The organism is Paenibacillus sp. NRS-1782, from assembly GCF_050467685.1.
In the GTDB taxonomy this organism is placed as follows: Bacteria; Bacillota; Bacilli; order Paenibacillales; family Paenibacillaceae; genus Paenibacillus; species Paenibacillus terrae_A.
In genome coordinates, this window is sequence record NZ_JBITPH010000070.1 from 1 (window position 1) to 16,161 (window position 16,161).

Sequence of the window (16,161 nt, forward strand, 5' to 3'; positions counted from 1 at the left end):
TTGGTTATTCAACAGGCGTGGCTTTATATTAAAGATTTAAGTGAATTTAAGTAGCTCAGCAATTACACATTAGTCATCGGTGGTGAGCAAATGGAAGAAAAAGTACTCCAGAAACTATCTCACACAGTGAACTTTTAAGATTAAAACACATAGTTAAGATAAAGGATAGCTAAGCTATGCTAAAAGAATACACTGCTAATATCGTTTTGAATTTGGATCAGGTCAGACAAATGCAAAGAGCACAACGAAATGTTTATGATAAGGGTCTTGTAGAGCAGAATACTAATGCTTTGGCCGCTGCGTTAAGTACTTCGCTGTCTGTAATTGGAGCTATGTTTTTTAAATATACTGCACCTAGTTTGGCAGCAGGCATTGCTTCTCTTCTGGTGGGTATGATTCCTAGTGAAAAAGAAGCTCTTAAAAGTTTGGTTATTAATGGTTACTGGGAAATGGGATATCTTCAAGATTTTTTGGAGGACAATCAAGGGAGATATGATTTGATTGAAGTTAAATTTCCATTTATTGAATACGAAACACAGGGAATCAGATTCATTACCGGTAAAGGTGTGGTGACGCGAGTGCATTCCACCAGCGGTGGATGGATGCTTCTTTAATAGTCATAGAAAAGATAACTGCTTGTCTTTTTCTAAGACAAGTGGTTATCTTTTCATACAACCTAAATTATTCAAAAAAACTTTGCATTAATTTTTCATTATACCCGCTAATAATCTCATATGAAACAACACTATTTTTAGGAACGGCCGAATTGTATTGATAGACTACTAAATTGTTTCCTCCCAATAGGGTTAATCCAAGTTTCCTTTCTTGTTTTGATCTAATAGTGATCCAGTACAAGTCGGACGAGGGTGTACTTGAATTGAATTTTTTTAGCTGTAATTGCGAAAATACATTTATGATTTGATTAATTGATTTAGGGTCTGACACAGTTATTTTTTTTCGTTTGCAGAATTATCATCTGATTTAATAATTTCAATTGTGTCAATGTCACCTAAATTTACTTGTCCCAAAGCTGCTTCTTTAAAAGATATAGTCGTTTTAGATGTAAAAATGGCTCCTGCAACGACTATTACTACTAGAAGTATTATGGAACTTAGAATGTATTTTTTTGTATTTTCATAAAGTCCTCCTTATAAATCATATGTACATAATATACCATTAATATAATAAAATTACCATAACATCCTTTAGGCCCTTCCATACTGGATTCGTCTCCAGCTCCTTCAAGCCCGTTGCCGTTTTTTTCGTGTAGTCTTCCCCGACAAACATATCATCCAGCTTTCGTTTTTGCGAAGGGGGGGATAGTCCTTAGCCAAGCTCAAAATGGGCTATAGTCTTATGAAATGATGAATGCCTTAAACGAAAATAGATGGCAACATACTATGAAAATGCCAATTGTTATGGTATATTTTTATTAAAAAATATTGCGTAATATAACGAAACAAAGTATATTATAAGTAACAAAAATTTAATGTTTGATAAAGGAGTGTAATCGTGAAATATAATATCAATTTGTTTGGAAACAACTTTGATTGTGAGTTGGACATACAAGATGATACTTTAACCATTGCCTTAAATCAGGATAATCAGAAGGCTTTAAAATCCTACCTATCCAGAGTTCTTTTAAAATATACTGAGTTTAATGACGCAGAAAAGGATTCTCTCGAACTGATGATAAACAAAGCGATTCAAGTTGAAAAAAGCATGGGGGGGAGGATGTCCGAGCCTAAACTCAAATTGCCCTATGAGTTTGCTCCAGAGGTAAAAGAAAAGCTCATTGAGTGTGCTGATCTACAGGATACCTCAGCTACTCAATTGTTAATTCGTCTCATTGATCAGAAGTATCAGGAAGTGATGAATAATGACTGAATTAAATAAGGAGGGCTAACCATTGGCTTATGGAAATAAAGTAAAATTTCACTATGATGTTCCTGCATATATCAAAAAGGAATTAGCAGAGACGGCTAAAAAATTGGGAATTACCGCTACAGAGCTATTAACTAGAATTATTGAAGAAGAATACCAAAGAATGAAAGAGGCAAAGCAGGACTCTAATTGAGTCCTGCCTTTTTATTATCCTTTGAAGAGTTCGGACAGGCAGTTATGTAGGTGTAGGCTCTCGGTGATGGAGAAGGTATGGTAACGATACTGCTTATTATTTCTCTCTACCTGGTCCATATAAAAAAGGTGTGCATTCCAATAATTTTCTTTTGCATTGGTTGTTACTAGAAGTAAACTAAAAAAATCCGGTTGGTCAACAATATTCATAGCAGTCTTGGTGTCGGCATCCTCGGAGTTAAGGATTTCATGCACATGCAGCAATAACGGAGAAGGTGGTAATTCATGTAGTGGAGAAAAGCTTTCATTGAGAGAAAGAAAATCCATTGTTAGTGAGTTCCCCCTTGTGGAAGTGATTTGGACGAAGGTAAAGTTATGCGGGCCTGGAAACCTGTATTGTTGTATCTTCCTGTAGTAGGGTGAATTTTAGCGAATTTAGCATATTCAAAATTTGCCATGACAATGTTCCTCCTAAAAATTATAGTTGGTTAAGGAGTTTGGAGGGGAACAGAATGGGGTGCTTCCCGGCACTCATTAATCATTCTGCAACAAACGCTTACCGTGTTTTTGTTATATTATATAACGTAACGTTACGCAATATGTTTTTTTTTTTTTTGAAAAAACAAAACTTTTTCTTGTTTGAAACGTTTATAATTTAGTGTAATTACAAATTATTGGAGGTTAGTTAGGTATGAAAAAAATCTTTCTTTCATCTATGCTTACTTTAAGCATGCTCTTAACATTTGCTATTCCGCTTTCTGCTGCACCGTCGATTCAATTAGTTATCAATAGTGAGGTCGTTAATTCAGATGCTCCACCCGTTTCTGTCGCAGGGAGAACTATGGTTTCTTTAGCTTCTTTGAAGCCGCTAAAACTCAATTTAGTCTGGAATGCTGGCCATAAGACGGTGACTGTCAATGCTCCTGGGGTGAAAGAAAAACTTGTACTTACGATCGGTCAAAAAGAAGCTGCTTATGGAGAAAAAACACTTACTTTGGATGTGCCTGCCCAATTGAACAAGAATCGGGTTGTTGTGCCTTTGCGTTTTATCAGCGAAGCTTTTAAAGCAGAGGTGGAGTGGAAAGCGGACGAAAATACTGTCATTATCCGGAGTGCTGACCAAATAGAAAAATATAAGAAGCTATATCAGGGTACAGATTTGGTGACGGCACGTAAAATTGCTGTAGGCCTTCCTTCTAATGATGAAAATACGCTTGATAATACCGAAGAGTCTATTTATTACCAGTTTATTTTCCCTGAAGGGGAGGCATTGAGATATTATTATGTTGTTGGAAACTTACTTACTTATTACGAAATTAAAGATGATGTTAAGCATTTAGTTTGGGAAGGCGTAGAAAAAGACACAGGGAAGTATACGAAAGAAAAAGGGAAAAGACCACCGGTAGACAAAACACAGTATTATTTTTTACAAGAACGTGTGGATCGTAGTGTTACTTATGGCAAAGTGGGAACTGAGAAGCCGATAACTCAAGCTTTACCCGCTAAGGTTACGGGAATACAGGATATTATTGTACCTATTTCCGGCGAAGTAAGGAAAGATCAAATTAAATAGATTATTCAATTCATTTTGGACGTCCTGAGTAATAAGAGACGTCCTTTGTTTTGCATACTGATGGGCCGTATTGGACTAGAAACTTTCGGATAATTCATACGTCTTATGTAAGAGCACTTATTGAAAAAGGAGGTAATTTATCTTGAAAAAGGTTATTGTGCTTGTGTTTTTCTTCGTACTTACATTTCAATCCTGGGCGGTTGCTGATGCTGCTAATCCTGTATCCGTTAACGCGGTGAATGTGAATGGAAAGTTTATAGCAACCGATGTTTCACCTATCATTGAGGATGGGCGTGTGCTGGTTCCCATACGGACGCTCTCTTCACTTGGGGTAACCTATCAATGGGATAGTAAAAGTCAATCTGCTCTCATCACTAAAGGCACAGATCAAATTAAGTTGATAGCCAGCAAAAAAGAAGCATTTAAAAATAACAAAGCAGTTCAAGTTGATGTGCCAGTTCAAGTGACTCAGGGAAGGATATTGGTGCCTATTCGTTTTATTTCGGAGAACTTTGGTTACAAGGCAAACTATGAGAAGCTTCGGTCTATTTTATTTATTCAAGATGGTAATTATAAGGTAGACCAAGAGAGCTTACAGGCAGAAGATTTACAAGCAGCCCGTCAGGCTGCTATATCGTTGCCGGTTCAATTCTCCTTCAAATCGCTTTCTTCTTTAGAAAAACCGGGGGCTAATAAAGAATATACTTACATTTTTCCAAGAGGGGATTCTTCCAAATACATGTATGGAAACAATGTTGGTAATACGGTAGTTGAAGTTAAAGATGGGGTGGCCAAGGCAGTCTGGCAGTTTACTGTATCCACGGGTATGGAATATATTGCATCAAGTGCTGGAAAGAGACCTAGCTATAATTACGTCGAATGGGTAACTGATATCTTGATGTTTAATGATGAGAATGGAAATTTCAAGATTATATACAAAGATGATAAAGGTCAACAGAAAGATTTTACTGTAAAAGCTGAATCCTATGTAGATATTATTCAACCTATTCCTAATGAGGCAAGAAAACAATAGCTAATACTGAATCCATCTATTTAAAGGACGTCCTGGGCATCAAGGACGTCTTTTATTTCGTCTTGGCTTCAAAGCCACAAGTAAGGAGTGAACCTACAATTTCTGTACCCACGACGTGCATATGCTTGTTGCGGACAGCCTTTAGGCCCTTCCATACTGGATTCGTCTCCAACTCCTTCAAGCCCGTTGCCGTTTTTTTCGTGTAGTCTTCCCCGATAAACATATCATCCGGGTTTCGTTTTTGCGAAGGGGGGCATAGGCCTTAGCCAAGCTCAAAATGGGCTATAGTCTCTATAATGCCTTTTTAATTTCATGTAAAATGTAATGATTACCAAACTGGGCAGTGATGGAGGGAAATATGAAGGATTTGAAAGATCGTTTACATACGATCCGCCAAGAGCAGAGCAAGCTGCTTAAGGAATACCAGACGTTAATTGCGGACTACGAAGCCTCGGATGTCATTCTGGAGAATGAGGTGCTGCGGAAGAAATTTGAGGATGTTCAGGCTCGCTGCCTTCGTCTGGAAGAGCGGGTACAACATATCGAGCAGGAAAATGGAAAGCTGCGCACGGCGCTGACGGAGCAAATGCTGAGCGAGAAGGCCAACATGATCCGCATCTCGCGTGAAAAGCTGGAAACCTATTTTGCATCCAGAACAGCAGAAGGGACGAACCGATTGACTGCCTTTGAGCACGGGGCCCAAAATCGTGTAGACCAGCTTATTCAGCAAAGCACTCATGAGCTTAAAGAGGATCAGGAGGAGATCGTCGCTAGATTGCGGCAGTTCTCGGAGGAGATCCGTGAGCGGATCATGGAGCAGCGCCGACGCTTCCAAGAGGCTGAGCAAAATCTGCTTCATCATACGGCGAACGGGCTGGATCTGCTTCAAGAAGAAGAAATCAGCGAAGAAACGATGCAGAAGCGCATGAAGCAGAATCAGTTCGAAATGAAGCTGGGCTTGAACTGGATCAACAAGCTGGGGATTTTGCTCATTATTTTAGGCGTAGGAGCTGCCTTTAAATATTCATATTCCAACTGGTTTACAGGAAATATGAAGGGCGTAGCCTTTTTTCTGTTAGGAGCGCTGATGCTGGGCGGCGGTGAGTGGTTGTACCGCAAACAGAAGCAGACCTTTGCGCTCGGCATATTGGGCGGCGGTATTTCGGTGCTGTACGGGTCGATTTTTTACAGCTACTTCTTACTGGAGATTATAGGGATGTATACGGGCATGGGTCTATCCGTGCTGGTTACGGTGACTGCTGTGCTGCTGTCGTTAAGGTATGAATCCAGAACGATTTGTTCTTTTGGATTGGTAGGGGGATATATCCCGCTGTTTTCCTATATGGCGGCGAACGGGCTGCAAGGGAACGCGGTTTACATCGCCATGGGCTACCTGTTTCTGCTGAACCTGCTGATTCTGCTCGTATCCTTCCGCAAACGCTGGGTCGTCGTGCAATATATCAGCTTTCTGCTGAATACACCCCTGATGATTGTACTGGTGTGGTTGTCGAATAGCACGACTGCAAGCATGCTGTATGCAGTTATTACATTTGCAATGTACCTTGGGATGACGCTCTGGGTGCCATTCCGATTAAAAGAAAAGCTGTCCTGGCTGGATTTCTCCCTGCTGGCTCTGAACACAGTCGTAAGCTGTACCGTTCTGTACTCTCTGTTCGGTGATGCGGGCTTGGATGATTACAAAGGCCTGCTGGCACTTGTGTTTTGCCTGGTGTATGGGGGCTTGGCGCAATGGGTTAGCAGCTTTATTCCGGAAGAGAAACAGACAAAGGTGTTATTTTATGCCACCTCCTTGACCTTCGCCATTCTGATGATTCCGTTCCAGTTTGGAGTCAAATGGCTATCTATGGGCTGGCTAATCGAGGCCGTCCTCCTGACGTTGTATGGCAATCGTTATCGGTTGAAGGAATTGGAGCGAACGGGCTGGGGCATTTTATTACTATGTCTGGGTACGTTCTTTTTCACCGATCTTCCTATATATCTGTTGTCGGGATTTGAGACGGATTATTTTGGGCTTAAATACACGCTTATTACGCTGGGGATGCTGATCGTTACCGTCTTTTATGCGATGCAGTTCGGCCGTCCAGATACATTCAAAAATATTCGTCTGTACGAGATGCGTATCATGCAGGGTTTTACATATGTGACGCTGGTGAATGTGTATGGTTATTTGCTGTATGAAGCCGGGCATTGGTATAACATCATCGTACCCGAAGGATTCACACACTATTCCTTTTACAAAGCACTGCTGTACACCTGTGTATCGCTGGTTTTGGCTTACTCCTTGCCTAAAGTGAAGCTGCTGTATGATCAGGTGATTAAATACTACAGCTTGGCGCTGTATGTCATCGGCTATGCGTTGGGGCTGCTGGTTACCGTGGCCATTCCAACCTTGCATGACAATTATGCGCAAAATACGGCTGCCGATTATGTGGCGCTGGTGCTGCTGGCTGTCTTCAATGTCCTGGTATTTTTCAGCAGCAAGGATTTCCTGAACGCACTGATGACCCGACATTATCGAAGCACGGAGCTGTATCCTGTTATTATGGGCGTATATTTGCTGGGTGTGATTACCGCATTCTTCGGGGTTCAGTTCCGTCTGGGAGATGCCGGGCTTATATTCAGCTTGGTGTATCTGTTGCTGGCTATTTTGTATATTGCCTATGGTTTCCGTAAACGGGTGGTCTACATTCGCAGATTTGGTCTGGGATTGACTTTGTTATCGACAGGCAAGCTGCTGCTGTATGACCTGCATCTGTTAACGACGGGAAGCACCATCATAGCTTACTTCTCTTTTGGTGTGGTATTATTGGCGATTTCGTATATTTATCAAAAAGTATCGAATCGCATGGGAGAGGCCATTATAATGAAGGATGTTGAAGAAAAAATGTAGTTTTTTGTAGGATTATATAGATATCCGACAATATGAAAATAAATTCGATAATAGTGAAAAATATTGTATGATCTTACATCCTACTTACGCTATAATGAGTGAAAATTATTTATGTACGCATGCTTATGTTTATGCGGAAGTAGAGAGAATGAGGGGGATACAATGAGTTTGAGCAAGGGACAGAACAGCCTGAACGATAAAAATGAACGCTTCTCATCAGCGGGATTCATACTGGCAGCGATCGGGAGTGCGGCAGGTCTCGGCAACATTTGGAAATTTCCATATATTACTGGACAGTATGGTGGGGCGGCATTTTTCATGCTGTTTATCGTCTGTCTGCTGCTTGTAGGCTTACCTGTATTGCTGGCTGAGCTGGCGCTTGGTCGAGCTGGCCGGGGTAGTGCTGCTTCTGCTATGGTCAAAGTAGGCGGTCATCCGATTTGGGGTAAATTAAGCATCATGTATGTGATTATCCCGTTTGTCATTTTGTCGTTCTACAGTATCGTAGGGGGCTGGACGCTCCATTATGCTATACAGGCATTCACCGGAAAATTGTTTTCCAATAACGATTTTGCCGGACAATTCGCCGCATTCTCTTCGGGCTACGCACCACTAGCATGGCTGTTGATTGTTTTTGCCATTTGTGCAGTTGTCGTTATTTTGGGTGTATCCAACGGGATTGAAAAATTCAATAAAATCCTCATTCCTGCCAAAGTCATTCTATTGCTGGTCTTGATGGTGAATGCTCTGTTGCTGCCAGGTTCTGGCGCAGGTGTAGCTTTCTTTTTGAACCCTGATTTTTCTAAGCTCACTATAGAATCAGCATTGGTTGCTTTGGGACATGCCTTTTTCTCACTATCTCTGGGTATGGGGATCATGGTAACGTATGGTGCGTATGTGGATCGCCGCCAATCGCTGGGTACGGCTGCGTTGGCCATTGGAGGAGGCGATTTGATCTATGCGTTTATCGCAGGTATGATCATTTTCCCAACCACCTTTTCTTTCGGTATTAACCCGGCTCAAGGACCGTCTCTGGTCTTTATCGCATTGCCAGCGGCGTTTTCTGCTATGCCTCTCGGTTCCTTTTTCGGTGGTTTGTTCTTTGTACTGCTGGCGGTTGCAGCCATCGGCTCGATGGTATCTCTGTTGGAGGTGTCTGTCGCCTATGTGATGGAACGTTTCCGTTGGAGTCGTGTCCGCTCGGTTATCATTATTTCCATCCTGTGCCTGTTGATGGGTGTTCCATCGGCATTGTCTATGGGGCTGGTGCCGGAACTGAAGGTCGGAGGCAAGTCATTCTTTGACTTTGTAGATTTCACGGCATCCAACATCTTCTTGCCACTCGGTGGCCTGATGGTCGTTATCTTTGCAGGGTACTATTGGAAAAATGCAGCAGAGCAAGCGAACCTCAAGCCTGCATGGTTCCGAATCTGGCTGTTTGCCCTTCGGTATGTTGCGCCGATCCTGATGTTGCTGGTATTCCTGCATACCTCAGGCATCATCAAATTTTAAGCTAAAATCAACAAAAAGGCATTTTCTTCCCAAGGGAGGAGATGCCTTTTTTTGTATATCTATCAGTGGTTACTTAACTGTGGAAAGGAGTGATATAATAAAAACATTGTCATTAATTTTAACTTCATTGAAATGATTACGAATATGAAGTTTTATATAATGAACGAAAAGGATACAGGGCATCGCACCAAAACGATGTGCAGGAGAGGGAAAGGGCAGAAGAGCATTGAAACAGACAGGGAGCTTGAATTTGCATGAAGGATGGCGGCTGAAATGAAGTCTAATCCGTTGCCATCACAACGTCGTTATATGCCGGGGCTGGATGGGTTAAGAGCGCTGGCGGTTATCGCAGTCATTGTGTATCATCTGAATCCGGATTGGTTGCCAGGAGGCTTGTTGGGTGTAGGCGTTTTTTTTACGTTATCGGGGTATTTAATCACGGATATTCTAGTAAGTCAGTGGGATACATATCATAGTTTTAAAATGAAAGATTTCTGGTTGCGTCGGGCCAGAAGGCTGCTGCCTGCCATGCTGACGGTTGTAGCCGTCATTGTCCTGTGCTCGTTGCTTTTCGATCCGTCACGGCTCACGGCCTTGCGCGGAGATGTACCTGCTGCATTGGTATATATGAGTAACTGGTGGTTTATTTTTCATCAGGTATCGTATTTTGAAAGCTTTGGACCACCTTCGCCGCTCGGACATCTGTGGTCGCTGGCGGTGGAGGAACAATTCTATATCCTGTGGCCGTTAATGCTGGCGCTTGGGCTGAAATACATGCCCAAGCGTATTGTGCTCGCAGGCTGGGTAACTTGCCTGGCGTTGATCTCGGCGCTGCTGATGGCAGTCATTTATGTGCCCGGAGCTGATCCCAGCCGGGTGTATTATGGCACGGATACACGCGGATTCGCCCTGCTGATCGGTGCGGCGCTGGCTTTGGTATGGCCTAGCGGCAAGCTGAAGGGGCAAGCGTCTGCCAAGGCGCGCTTGTTCCTGGATGGTATTGGGGCTGTAAGCTTGCTGCTGCTGTGTCACTGGGCATGGGCCTCGAATGAATATGACCCGTCTTTGTATCGTGGGGGCTTGCTGGGCATAGCTTTGGTTACTGCTATTGTGGTCGCTGCGTTAGCACATCCGGTGAGCCATCTCGGAAAGCTGCTTGGACTCAAGCCGCTGCGCTGGATTGGCGCACGTTCCTACGGGCTATACCTGTGGCATGTTCCGGTTATCACCCTGACAACACCGCAGGTGGATACCGACGGGGTGCATGTGCTGCGAATCATTTTACAATTGTTAGCAACCATATTACTTGCGTCTCTCTCATATAAATATATCGAGGAGCCGATCCGGCACGGAGGATTTCGCCACTGGATCGCGGGCATCCGTACAGCGGTCCGCAGACAGGCACGTTGGAGATGGATGCCTGCAACCGCAGCATCTGTGCTTTTTATGGGAGTTTTTGCGGGCACCATTCACCTCTACGTGACGTCTACTGGCGCAATCACGCAGGCAGCGGCGAACGATGAGATTCTAAGCGGGAAGACAATGCCGCCGCTTCACGGAACTGTGTCCGTGGCTTCAAAGGAGCAAAAAGCCAAGCCACAAGTATCCGGGGGCAGCAAGGTGCAGGACGCAGCTAAGATCCAGGCTCAAACCCAAGCGCCAAAGAATGCGGAGACTAAGGCTGACACTGCGGAAGGGGTTAAGGCTCAGTCGGATACTTCCACCCAACAGCAACAGGCAGCGCCTGGTGCAGATGTTGGCGCAGGTGTGACCGCAATTGGCGATTCTGTCATGCTGGATGTGCAGGCATACATTCAGCAAGCTTTTCCAGACGCGGTGGTAGACGGACGGATCGGTCGGCAGATGGCAGAAGCGCCTGCCGTACTGGAGCAGTTGAAACAGAACGGACAGCTGGGGAAGACAGTCATTATTGAGCTGGGCACAAACGGTTCCTTTACCAAGGGCCAATTGACCGATTTGCTCGCCAGTCTGAAGGATGCGAAGCGTATTATCCTCGTGAATACTCGTGTCCCACGTCCGTGGGAGAGCATCGTGAACAGGCATCTTGCCGAAGCGGCAGCTCAGGATGAACGGATTACGATGATCGACTGGTACGGAGCCAGCTCTGGCCAAAACTCGTATTTTGAACCCGACGGAGTTCATTTGAAGCCCAAAGGCGCCAAAGCCTATGCATCTTTGTTGGCTCAGGTTTTGACAAAGCCATCTTAAATAGCAATAATCTATCGGGAATACGTTAGCCCCTGATCGGCTGTTTAGATGGAACTCTTACCGTGGTTGCCCACCTTCCATTGTTAGGTAGCTGTGATGCGCAACATCACGGCTACTTTTTATTTTATTAAGCTGTTCAGGCTTGTGCTCTCTTTCTTCAATGACCAATGTTGTTTTTGAAGCCCAAAGGGTAACAATTATTTGCTTATTTGGCTACAATTTTTCAATTTTCATTCTACTTATTTATGGTAAGGTTACGAATATGCCTAATTTCGGGAAATATTATGTTGGTGGGGGTACATAAGCTAATGGAAAAGGATTACACATATAGTAGGACAAGAGAGCATCGCTTGAAGAGGAACAAAAGAAGACTCATATTCATTGCTATTTTATTATTCGTGATCGGCTGTGTTACGCTCATTGTGCTAAAGGTTTCAGATAGCAAACCACCAGCCCAAACACTGGAGCAAGTTAACCAAACAGATGCCGTATCCAATGACAAATTAAAAGGTAAAGCCAATGTCGAATCGAATGGTAAAGTTGCTTCACAAAAAGACGATGCCGGAGTTGAAGATGGTGCCTTTGTTGAGAAATATTTAAACCAACAAATGCTGGGGCAGAAGCCTGATGGAGCCGACGGTAAAAAAGTAGCTTATTTATCTTTTGATGATGGGCCATCCGTGACGGTGACACCTCAAATATTGGATATTCTTAAAAAACAGAAGGTAAAGGCAACCTTTTTTGTCGTAGGAAAGGAAGCCGGTGAAAATGAACATACGAAGAATATCATCAAAAGGATTGTTGCAGAAGGTCACGCTATAGGAAACCATACGTATTCACATAACTATAAGTATCTATATCCCCACAAGGCTGTAAGTACGGACAACGTTATGAAGGATATTGAAAAGAACAATCAGGTATTAAAAAGCATTCTGGGACCGGACTTCTCGACAAGAATGATCCGATTTCCGGGAGGCCACATGACGTGGAAGAAAAAAGATCCAAAGGGTATGGCCTCATTAGATGCAGCGTTACTGAAAAAGGATTACCACCAAGTGGATTGGAATGTATTAACTAAAGATGCAGAGGGACGACACAAGAAAGCGGCCGGACTCATAAACCAATTTATGAAGTCTGTAAAGGGGCGAGAAAAAGCCGTGATCCTAATGCATGATACCTATGGCAAGGAAGAAACTGCAAAGGCTTTACCGGTCATCATAGAATATTTAAAAAAACAGGGATATGAATTTAAGATTATGAAGTGAATATATGTTTAGGTTGCTTCCTTTTCGAAAACTACCTATACTATAAGTATAGAAGTAAAGAAACAAAGAAAATTTGTTTCTCGGAATAGAATGGTTGGAAAAGGGGGAGTATACTATGGTAATAGCTAATGAGGCGGTGGAACGAGTGGAATGGAAACGTGCGCGTGTCTCGCAAAAACGCCAAGTCACAATACCTCAAAGACTGTATGAACAGGCTGGAATTAAGGATGAAGTGGAATTCGGGATCAAAGGAAATAACATCATTATTCGTCCTGTACGTGAAAATACTGCGAATGACAATTTTTCTGATCTTATCTTAGCTGATCTCATTCAGGAAGGGTACAAGGATCAGGAACTGCTTCAAAAATTCCGTGAAAGACAGGCTGAGCTTCACGGGGCTGTAAAGTCATTAATTGCTGAATCCGGAGAGGCTGCCCGTAATTTTAAATCTGGCGATGATGATGCGGATGAACTATAAAACGATATTTTAAAAAGCTTTCTGAAAGACCGTTAAAGTCAGCCTACTTGGACGCTATTACAGCCATACGACTTGATCCCTCCATTGGAGAGCACAAAACAGGTGATCTAAGCGGAACTCTTGGCTACAATGTATTTTATAAAGGTACCAATTATGAAATTGCATATCGGCTAGAAGAAAATGAGGAAGGCGAACTCATTGTAGTCATATTGGCCGGTTCCAGAGAAAATTTCTATGAAGAACTCAAGCGTTACTTGAAAAGCTGAAAACTTTAGATTTCAAAGAAAAAATGATAGATAACAAGAAAAGGACGAGGCCATTGGCCCCGTCCTTTTCTATTGTAGAAGATTACATTTCGTCCGCTTTAGAGCCGTTCCGCTTCAGCCATCGCCTGAATGAAAGCTCCGATACCTTTGGGATCGTTCGTCACAATCGGCTCACTGATATAGTAAGTGAAGGTGCCGTCCCGACGATCTTTACCGCCCAAACCACTTACTTGCACCGTTTTGTTCAGATTCACGAGTCCTTCTTCGGTAATCGTGATAAATTCATCAATAATACCTTTACGGATGATTTCTGCCTCTTGACGATAATGCTCTGGCAGATAACCTTTGCGAACGCCTTTGGCGATCGCATAGAGAATCATGCAGGAAGCGGAGGCTTCCAAATAGTTGCCTTTCACATGGCCCAGGTTGAGCACCTGATAAAAGACTCCACTTTCTTTATCACGTACTTTCAGCAGAGCTTCCAGTGTTTCCGTCAGCATATCGAGCAAGGCAGGGCGATCTGCGTGATCTTCTGGAATATAGTCCAGCACGTCAACGAGTGCCATAACGAACCAGCCGATAGAACGTCCCCAGAAGTTCTTGGAACAGCCTGACTGCGGATTGCACCAAGGCTGTTCACGTTTTTCATCCCAAGCGTGGTAGAGCAGGCCCGTTTGAGGATCACGCGTATGCTTGTAGCAGAGCTTGAATTGCAAGGTAACATCGCTGAGTTCAGACGAATCTCCGAATTCGCGGATAAATTCCGCATAAAACGGGGCACCCATATACAAGCCGTCCAGCCAAATTTGATATGGATAAATTTGCTTATGCCAGAACGCGCCTTCATGCGTACGAGGGTGCTTTTCCAACTGACTGCGCAGATGGGCAGCCGCCTTTTTATAACGTTCATCTCCTGTGGCATGATACAGCGGGAATAACAGCTTGCCATTGTTCACGTGGTCAATATTGTATTCATCCACTTTATAGCGCTGAATAACCCCTTTTTCGTCAACAAAATGATCCATTTGTTTTTTCACATATTCCATATACTTGGGATCGCCTGTCAGTTCACCGACCGCTTCCAAGCCTTTGTAAATGACGCCGTGGTCATATTCCCATTTTTCAAAAAATTCAGGACTACGTTTCAGTACAGAGTCGCTCATGCGTACAGACCAAGGCTCTGTTTTTTTGGATGGAGATGTTGGTTGTGATGTTGAATTTGCCATGATACAGTCACCTCTTTGGTAAATATTTGATTGGTAATCGTTGTTTGTGCTTACATGGAAGGCGTATGTGACTTAGGGTCAGCAGGTTTGTTCTTGAAACCTACATTATTGTTGCCCCAGCACTGATCGTAATTAAAACCTGTCAGATCCTCGAATACCTTTCGAGCTTCCGGTTTGGCTGACTTCATCGAGCCACCGTTTTTAAGGCGGTCAATTTCGGTAATCAGCTTCTTGTGATTGTCAATGTCCAGCTTCATGACGACAGACGCAATCATACCAATGATCGCCAAAACGATGGTTCCAACGACGAGCACGTAAAATATAGCATGCTGAGCGGCAATCGGCTGACTATCAGCCCCGGATACGAATCCGAAATGCTGTAACACCCAGCCAAGTATGAAGACGACGACGGCTCGAACCATTTTACCTGCGAAAGTCATCATACCTGCATAAATTCCTTCCCGGCGACGACCAGTCAATGCCTCATCTACATCAGCAAGGAACGTATATTGATTCCAGGGAATATAGTAGACCCCGCCTGTACCAAGACCCATAAACAGTGTGATGACATATAGCCATACCATCGTATTGGAGGCTCCCGTGATATAGAGCAGGCCGTAACCCGCTACGCTAAAGCAAACGACGACGAGTGCGGCGATAAAAGGCATACGGAACCCTTTGCGCACACAGAACTGGATGAAGAAATAGGTGGAAATTAATTGAATGACAGAGTTAAAGCTATTCAGATTAGATACCATCTCCGAGCTTTGGAACAGGGAAAACACAATAAAGTACGTAAAGGCAGAAGTGAACAGCCACTCGGCTGAAAAACCGCCCAGATACATGCCCAGATGATGACGGAATGTCTTCACCCGGAAGGTAGAGGAAATGTCAATAAACAGCTTTTTCATGGAATCTATAAAGGAAAGCTTAGCTTCACCTTCCAGTTCCTTTTGCAGTTCCTCCGTAGGGCGTTCCCAAGAATTTTTGTACAAAAATGCCATCGCAATGAGCAAGATACCTGCAAACACGAGTCCGGTATAAAAGAAGGGCAATGGAGAGTCTTTGCCATACTCAGCGATAAAGCGACCAGGGATAAAAGCGGCGGCAAAATTGGCAATTTTACCGAACATGGCCTTCCATCCGGTCAATCTGGAGCGAGCGCCGAAGTCCCGGGTCATCTCTGAGGCGAGTGCTTCATAGGGCACCATGACAGAGGTATACACCAGTTCAAACAGCACGTACGTACTTAGGTAATACCAGAAACCCAACCCATCTACCCAAAGCAAGGGATACACGAGCATCAGTGGAATACCCATCATAATGAAAAAACGGCGTCTGCCGAATTTACGGCCCAGGCGGGTTCGATGAAAGTTGTCGCTAATAAAGCCCATGATCGGATTGCTGACTGCATCGATGATGCTGGCAACGGAGAAAATGGCTGCGGCCTGAACAGGAGACAGTCCGCAAAAGGTTGTATAAAAGTACATTAACCATGCGCCACTAATAGCAAGTGCACCGCTTCCCAGCATGTTGCCGCTTCCATAGGCGAGTGTATGTTTCATTGTGATTTTTCGTTCCATGATCTGTTC

The 16,161-nt window shown here is 43.6% G+C and carries 16 protein-coding genes; 11 read left to right on the top strand and 5 right to left on the bottom strand.

Annotation, left to right across the window (positions count from 1 at the left end; translation table 11 throughout):
• The first annotated feature begins 176 nt into the window (after window positions 1–176).
• The 3 genes from ACIFQM_RS23380 to ACIFQM_RS23390 all read left to right on the top strand — a co-directional run bounded on the left by ACIFQM_RS23380 (window position 177) and on the right by ACIFQM_RS23390 (window position 2,077).
• Window positions 177–614 (top strand): hypothetical protein, encoded by a 438-nt coding sequence (locus tag ACIFQM_RS23380; RefSeq protein ID WP_430036672.1) that lies wholly within the window; start codon window positions 177–179, stop codon window positions 612–614.
• An 898-nt stretch (window positions 615–1,512) separates the two neighbouring features.
• Complete coding sequence (locus tag ACIFQM_RS23385; RefSeq protein ID WP_330708233.1) at window positions 1,513–1,887, top strand: hypothetical protein; 375 nt, start codon at window positions 1,513–1,515, stop codon at window positions 1,885–1,887.
• Window positions 1,888–1,909: 22 nt separating this feature from the next.
• The gene (locus tag ACIFQM_RS23390) at window positions 1,910–2,077 is read left to right on the top strand and encodes a hypothetical protein (protein ID WP_354450402.1); all 168 of its coding nucleotides are present in this window, start codon (window positions 1,910–1,912) and stop codon (window positions 2,075–2,077) included.
• 14 nt (window positions 2,078–2,091) lie between these two features.
• On the opposite strand, the gene ACIFQM_RS23395 is transcribed toward ACIFQM_RS23390, so the two are convergent.
• Together ACIFQM_RS23395 and ACIFQM_RS23400 are read right to left on the bottom strand one after the other, a co-directional pair.
• Window positions 2,092–2,403: a hypothetical protein gene (locus ACIFQM_RS23395; protein WP_430036669.1), complete on the bottom strand. Its 312-nt coding sequence runs from the start codon at window positions 2,401–2,403 to the stop codon at window positions 2,092–2,094.
• Window positions 2,404–2,405: 2 nt separating this feature from the next.
• On the bottom strand, window positions 2,406–2,534 hold the full coding sequence (locus ACIFQM_RS23400) for a hypothetical protein (protein ID WP_430036666.1): 129 nt from the start codon (window positions 2,532–2,534) through the stop codon (window positions 2,406–2,408).
• 233 nt (window positions 2,535–2,767) lie between these two features.
• Here ACIFQM_RS23400 and ACIFQM_RS23405 point away from each other — a divergent pair, with 233 nt between their 5' ends.
• Together ACIFQM_RS23405 and ACIFQM_RS23410 are read left to right on the top strand one after the other, a co-directional pair.
• Window positions 2,768–3,649 (top strand): copper amine oxidase N-terminal domain-containing protein, encoded by an 882-nt coding sequence (locus ACIFQM_RS23405; RefSeq protein WP_430036663.1) that lies wholly within the window; start codon window positions 2,768–2,770, stop codon window positions 3,647–3,649.
• 142 nt (window positions 3,650–3,791) lie between these two features.
• Window positions 3,792–4,682, top strand: a complete 891-nt coding sequence (locus tag ACIFQM_RS23410) for a copper amine oxidase N-terminal domain-containing protein (RefSeq protein WP_430036660.1) — start codon at window positions 3,792–3,794, stop codon at window positions 4,680–4,682.
• Window positions 4,683–4,734: 52 nt separating this feature from the next.
• Here the strand turns inward: ACIFQM_RS23410 and ACIFQM_RS23415 are convergent, their stop codons facing one another.
• A complete protein-coding gene (locus tag ACIFQM_RS23415; protein ID WP_430036657.1) occupies window positions 4,735–4,905 on the bottom strand; it encodes a hypothetical protein in 171 nt (56 codons plus the stop codon).
• Window positions 4,906–5,040: 135 nt separating this feature from the next.
• On the opposite strand from ACIFQM_RS23415, the gene ACIFQM_RS23420 reads away from it, so the two are divergent.
• From ACIFQM_RS23420 to ACIFQM_RS23445, 6 genes are all read left to right on the top strand, one after another.
• Window positions 5,041–7,593, top strand: a complete 2,553-nt coding sequence (locus ACIFQM_RS23420; protein ID WP_430066248.1) for a DUF2339 domain-containing protein — start codon at window positions 5,041–5,043, stop codon at window positions 7,591–7,593.
• A 162-nt stretch (window positions 7,594–7,755) separates the two neighbouring features.
• Complete coding sequence (locus tag ACIFQM_RS23425) at window positions 7,756–9,105, top strand: sodium-dependent transporter (RefSeq protein ID WP_430066250.1); 1,350 nt, start codon at window positions 7,756–7,758, stop codon at window positions 9,103–9,105.
• 273 nt (window positions 9,106–9,378) lie between these two features.
• Window positions 9,379–11,334, top strand: a complete 1,956-nt coding sequence (locus ACIFQM_RS23430) for an acyltransferase family protein (protein WP_430036648.1) — start codon at window positions 9,379–9,381, stop codon at window positions 11,332–11,334.
• 308 nt (window positions 11,335–11,642) lie between these two features.
• Window positions 11,643–12,599 carry a polysaccharide deacetylase family protein gene (locus ACIFQM_RS23435; protein WP_430036645.1) on the top strand — a complete coding sequence of 319 codons (957 nt, stop codon included), beginning with the start codon at window positions 11,643–11,645 and terminating at the stop codon, window positions 12,597–12,599.
• A 115-nt stretch (window positions 12,600–12,714) separates the two neighbouring features.
• Window positions 12,715–13,077 carry an AbrB/MazE/SpoVT family DNA-binding domain-containing protein gene (locus ACIFQM_RS23440; RefSeq protein WP_430066252.1) on the top strand — a complete coding sequence of 121 codons (363 nt, stop codon included), beginning with the start codon at window positions 12,715–12,717 and terminating at the stop codon, window positions 13,075–13,077.
• Between the two features lie 47 nt (window positions 13,078–13,124).
• Complete coding sequence (locus ACIFQM_RS23445; protein ID WP_430036640.1) at window positions 13,125–13,343, top strand: type II toxin-antitoxin system RelE/ParE family toxin; 219 nt, start codon at window positions 13,125–13,127, stop codon at window positions 13,341–13,343.
• Window positions 13,344–13,441: 98 nt separating this feature from the next.
• Here ACIFQM_RS23445 and ACIFQM_RS23450 read toward each other — a convergent pair whose 3' ends face one another.
• Entirely contained in the window at window positions 13,442–14,569 is a 1,128-nt protein-coding gene (locus ACIFQM_RS23450) for a glycoside hydrolase family 88/105 protein (protein ID WP_430036637.1), read from the bottom strand.
• 50 nt (window positions 14,570–14,619) lie between these two features.
• Window positions 14,620–16,152: an MFS transporter gene (locus ACIFQM_RS23455; RefSeq protein WP_430036634.1), complete on the bottom strand. Its 1,533-nt coding sequence runs from the start codon at window positions 16,150–16,152 to the stop codon at window positions 14,620–14,622.
• Between the last annotated feature and the right edge of the window lie 9 nt (window positions 16,153–16,161).

Bases quoted from the DNA above. Each gene is read 5' to 3' on its own strand.
- ACIFQM_RS23380 (WP_430036672.1), top strand. From the start codon at position 177: ATGCTAAAAGAATACACTGCTAATATCGTTTTGAATTTGGATCAGGTC.
- ACIFQM_RS23395 (WP_430036669.1), bottom strand. From the start codon at position 2,403: ATGGATTTTCTTTCTCTCAATGAAAGCTTTTCTCCACTACATGAATTA.
- ACIFQM_RS23400 (WP_430036666.1), bottom strand. From the start codon at position 2,534: ATGGCAAATTTTGAATATGCTAAATTCGCTAAAATTCACCCTACTACA.
- ACIFQM_RS23405 (WP_430036663.1), top strand. From the start codon at position 2,768: ATGAAAAAAATCTTTCTTTCATCTATGCTTACTTTAAGCATGCTCTTA.
- ACIFQM_RS23415 (WP_430036657.1), bottom strand. From the start codon at position 4,905: ATGTTTATCGGGGAAGACTACACGAAAAAAACGGCAACGGGCTTGAAG.
- ACIFQM_RS23420 (WP_430066248.1), top strand. From the start codon at position 5,041: ATGAAGGATTTGAAAGATCGTTTACATACGATCCGCCAAGAGCAGAGC.
- ACIFQM_RS23425 (WP_430066250.1), top strand. From the start codon at position 7,756: ATGAGTTTGAGCAAGGGACAGAACAGCCTGAACGATAAAAATGAACGC.
- ACIFQM_RS23430 (WP_430036648.1), top strand. From the start codon at position 9,379: ATGAAGTCTAATCCGTTGCCATCACAACGTCGTTATATGCCGGGGCTG.
- ACIFQM_RS23435 (WP_430036645.1), top strand. From the start codon at position 11,643: ATGGAAAAGGATTACACATATAGTAGGACAAGAGAGCATCGCTTGAAG.
- ACIFQM_RS23440 (WP_430066252.1), top strand. From the start codon at position 12,715: ATGGTAATAGCTAATGAGGCGGTGGAACGAGTGGAATGGAAACGTGCG.
- ACIFQM_RS23450 (WP_430036637.1), bottom strand. From the start codon at position 14,569: ATGGCAAATTCAACATCACAACCAACATCTCCATCCAAAAAAACAGAG.
- ACIFQM_RS23455 (WP_430036634.1), bottom strand. From the start codon at position 16,152: ATGGAACGAAAAATCACAATGAAACATACACTCGCCTATGGAAGCGGC.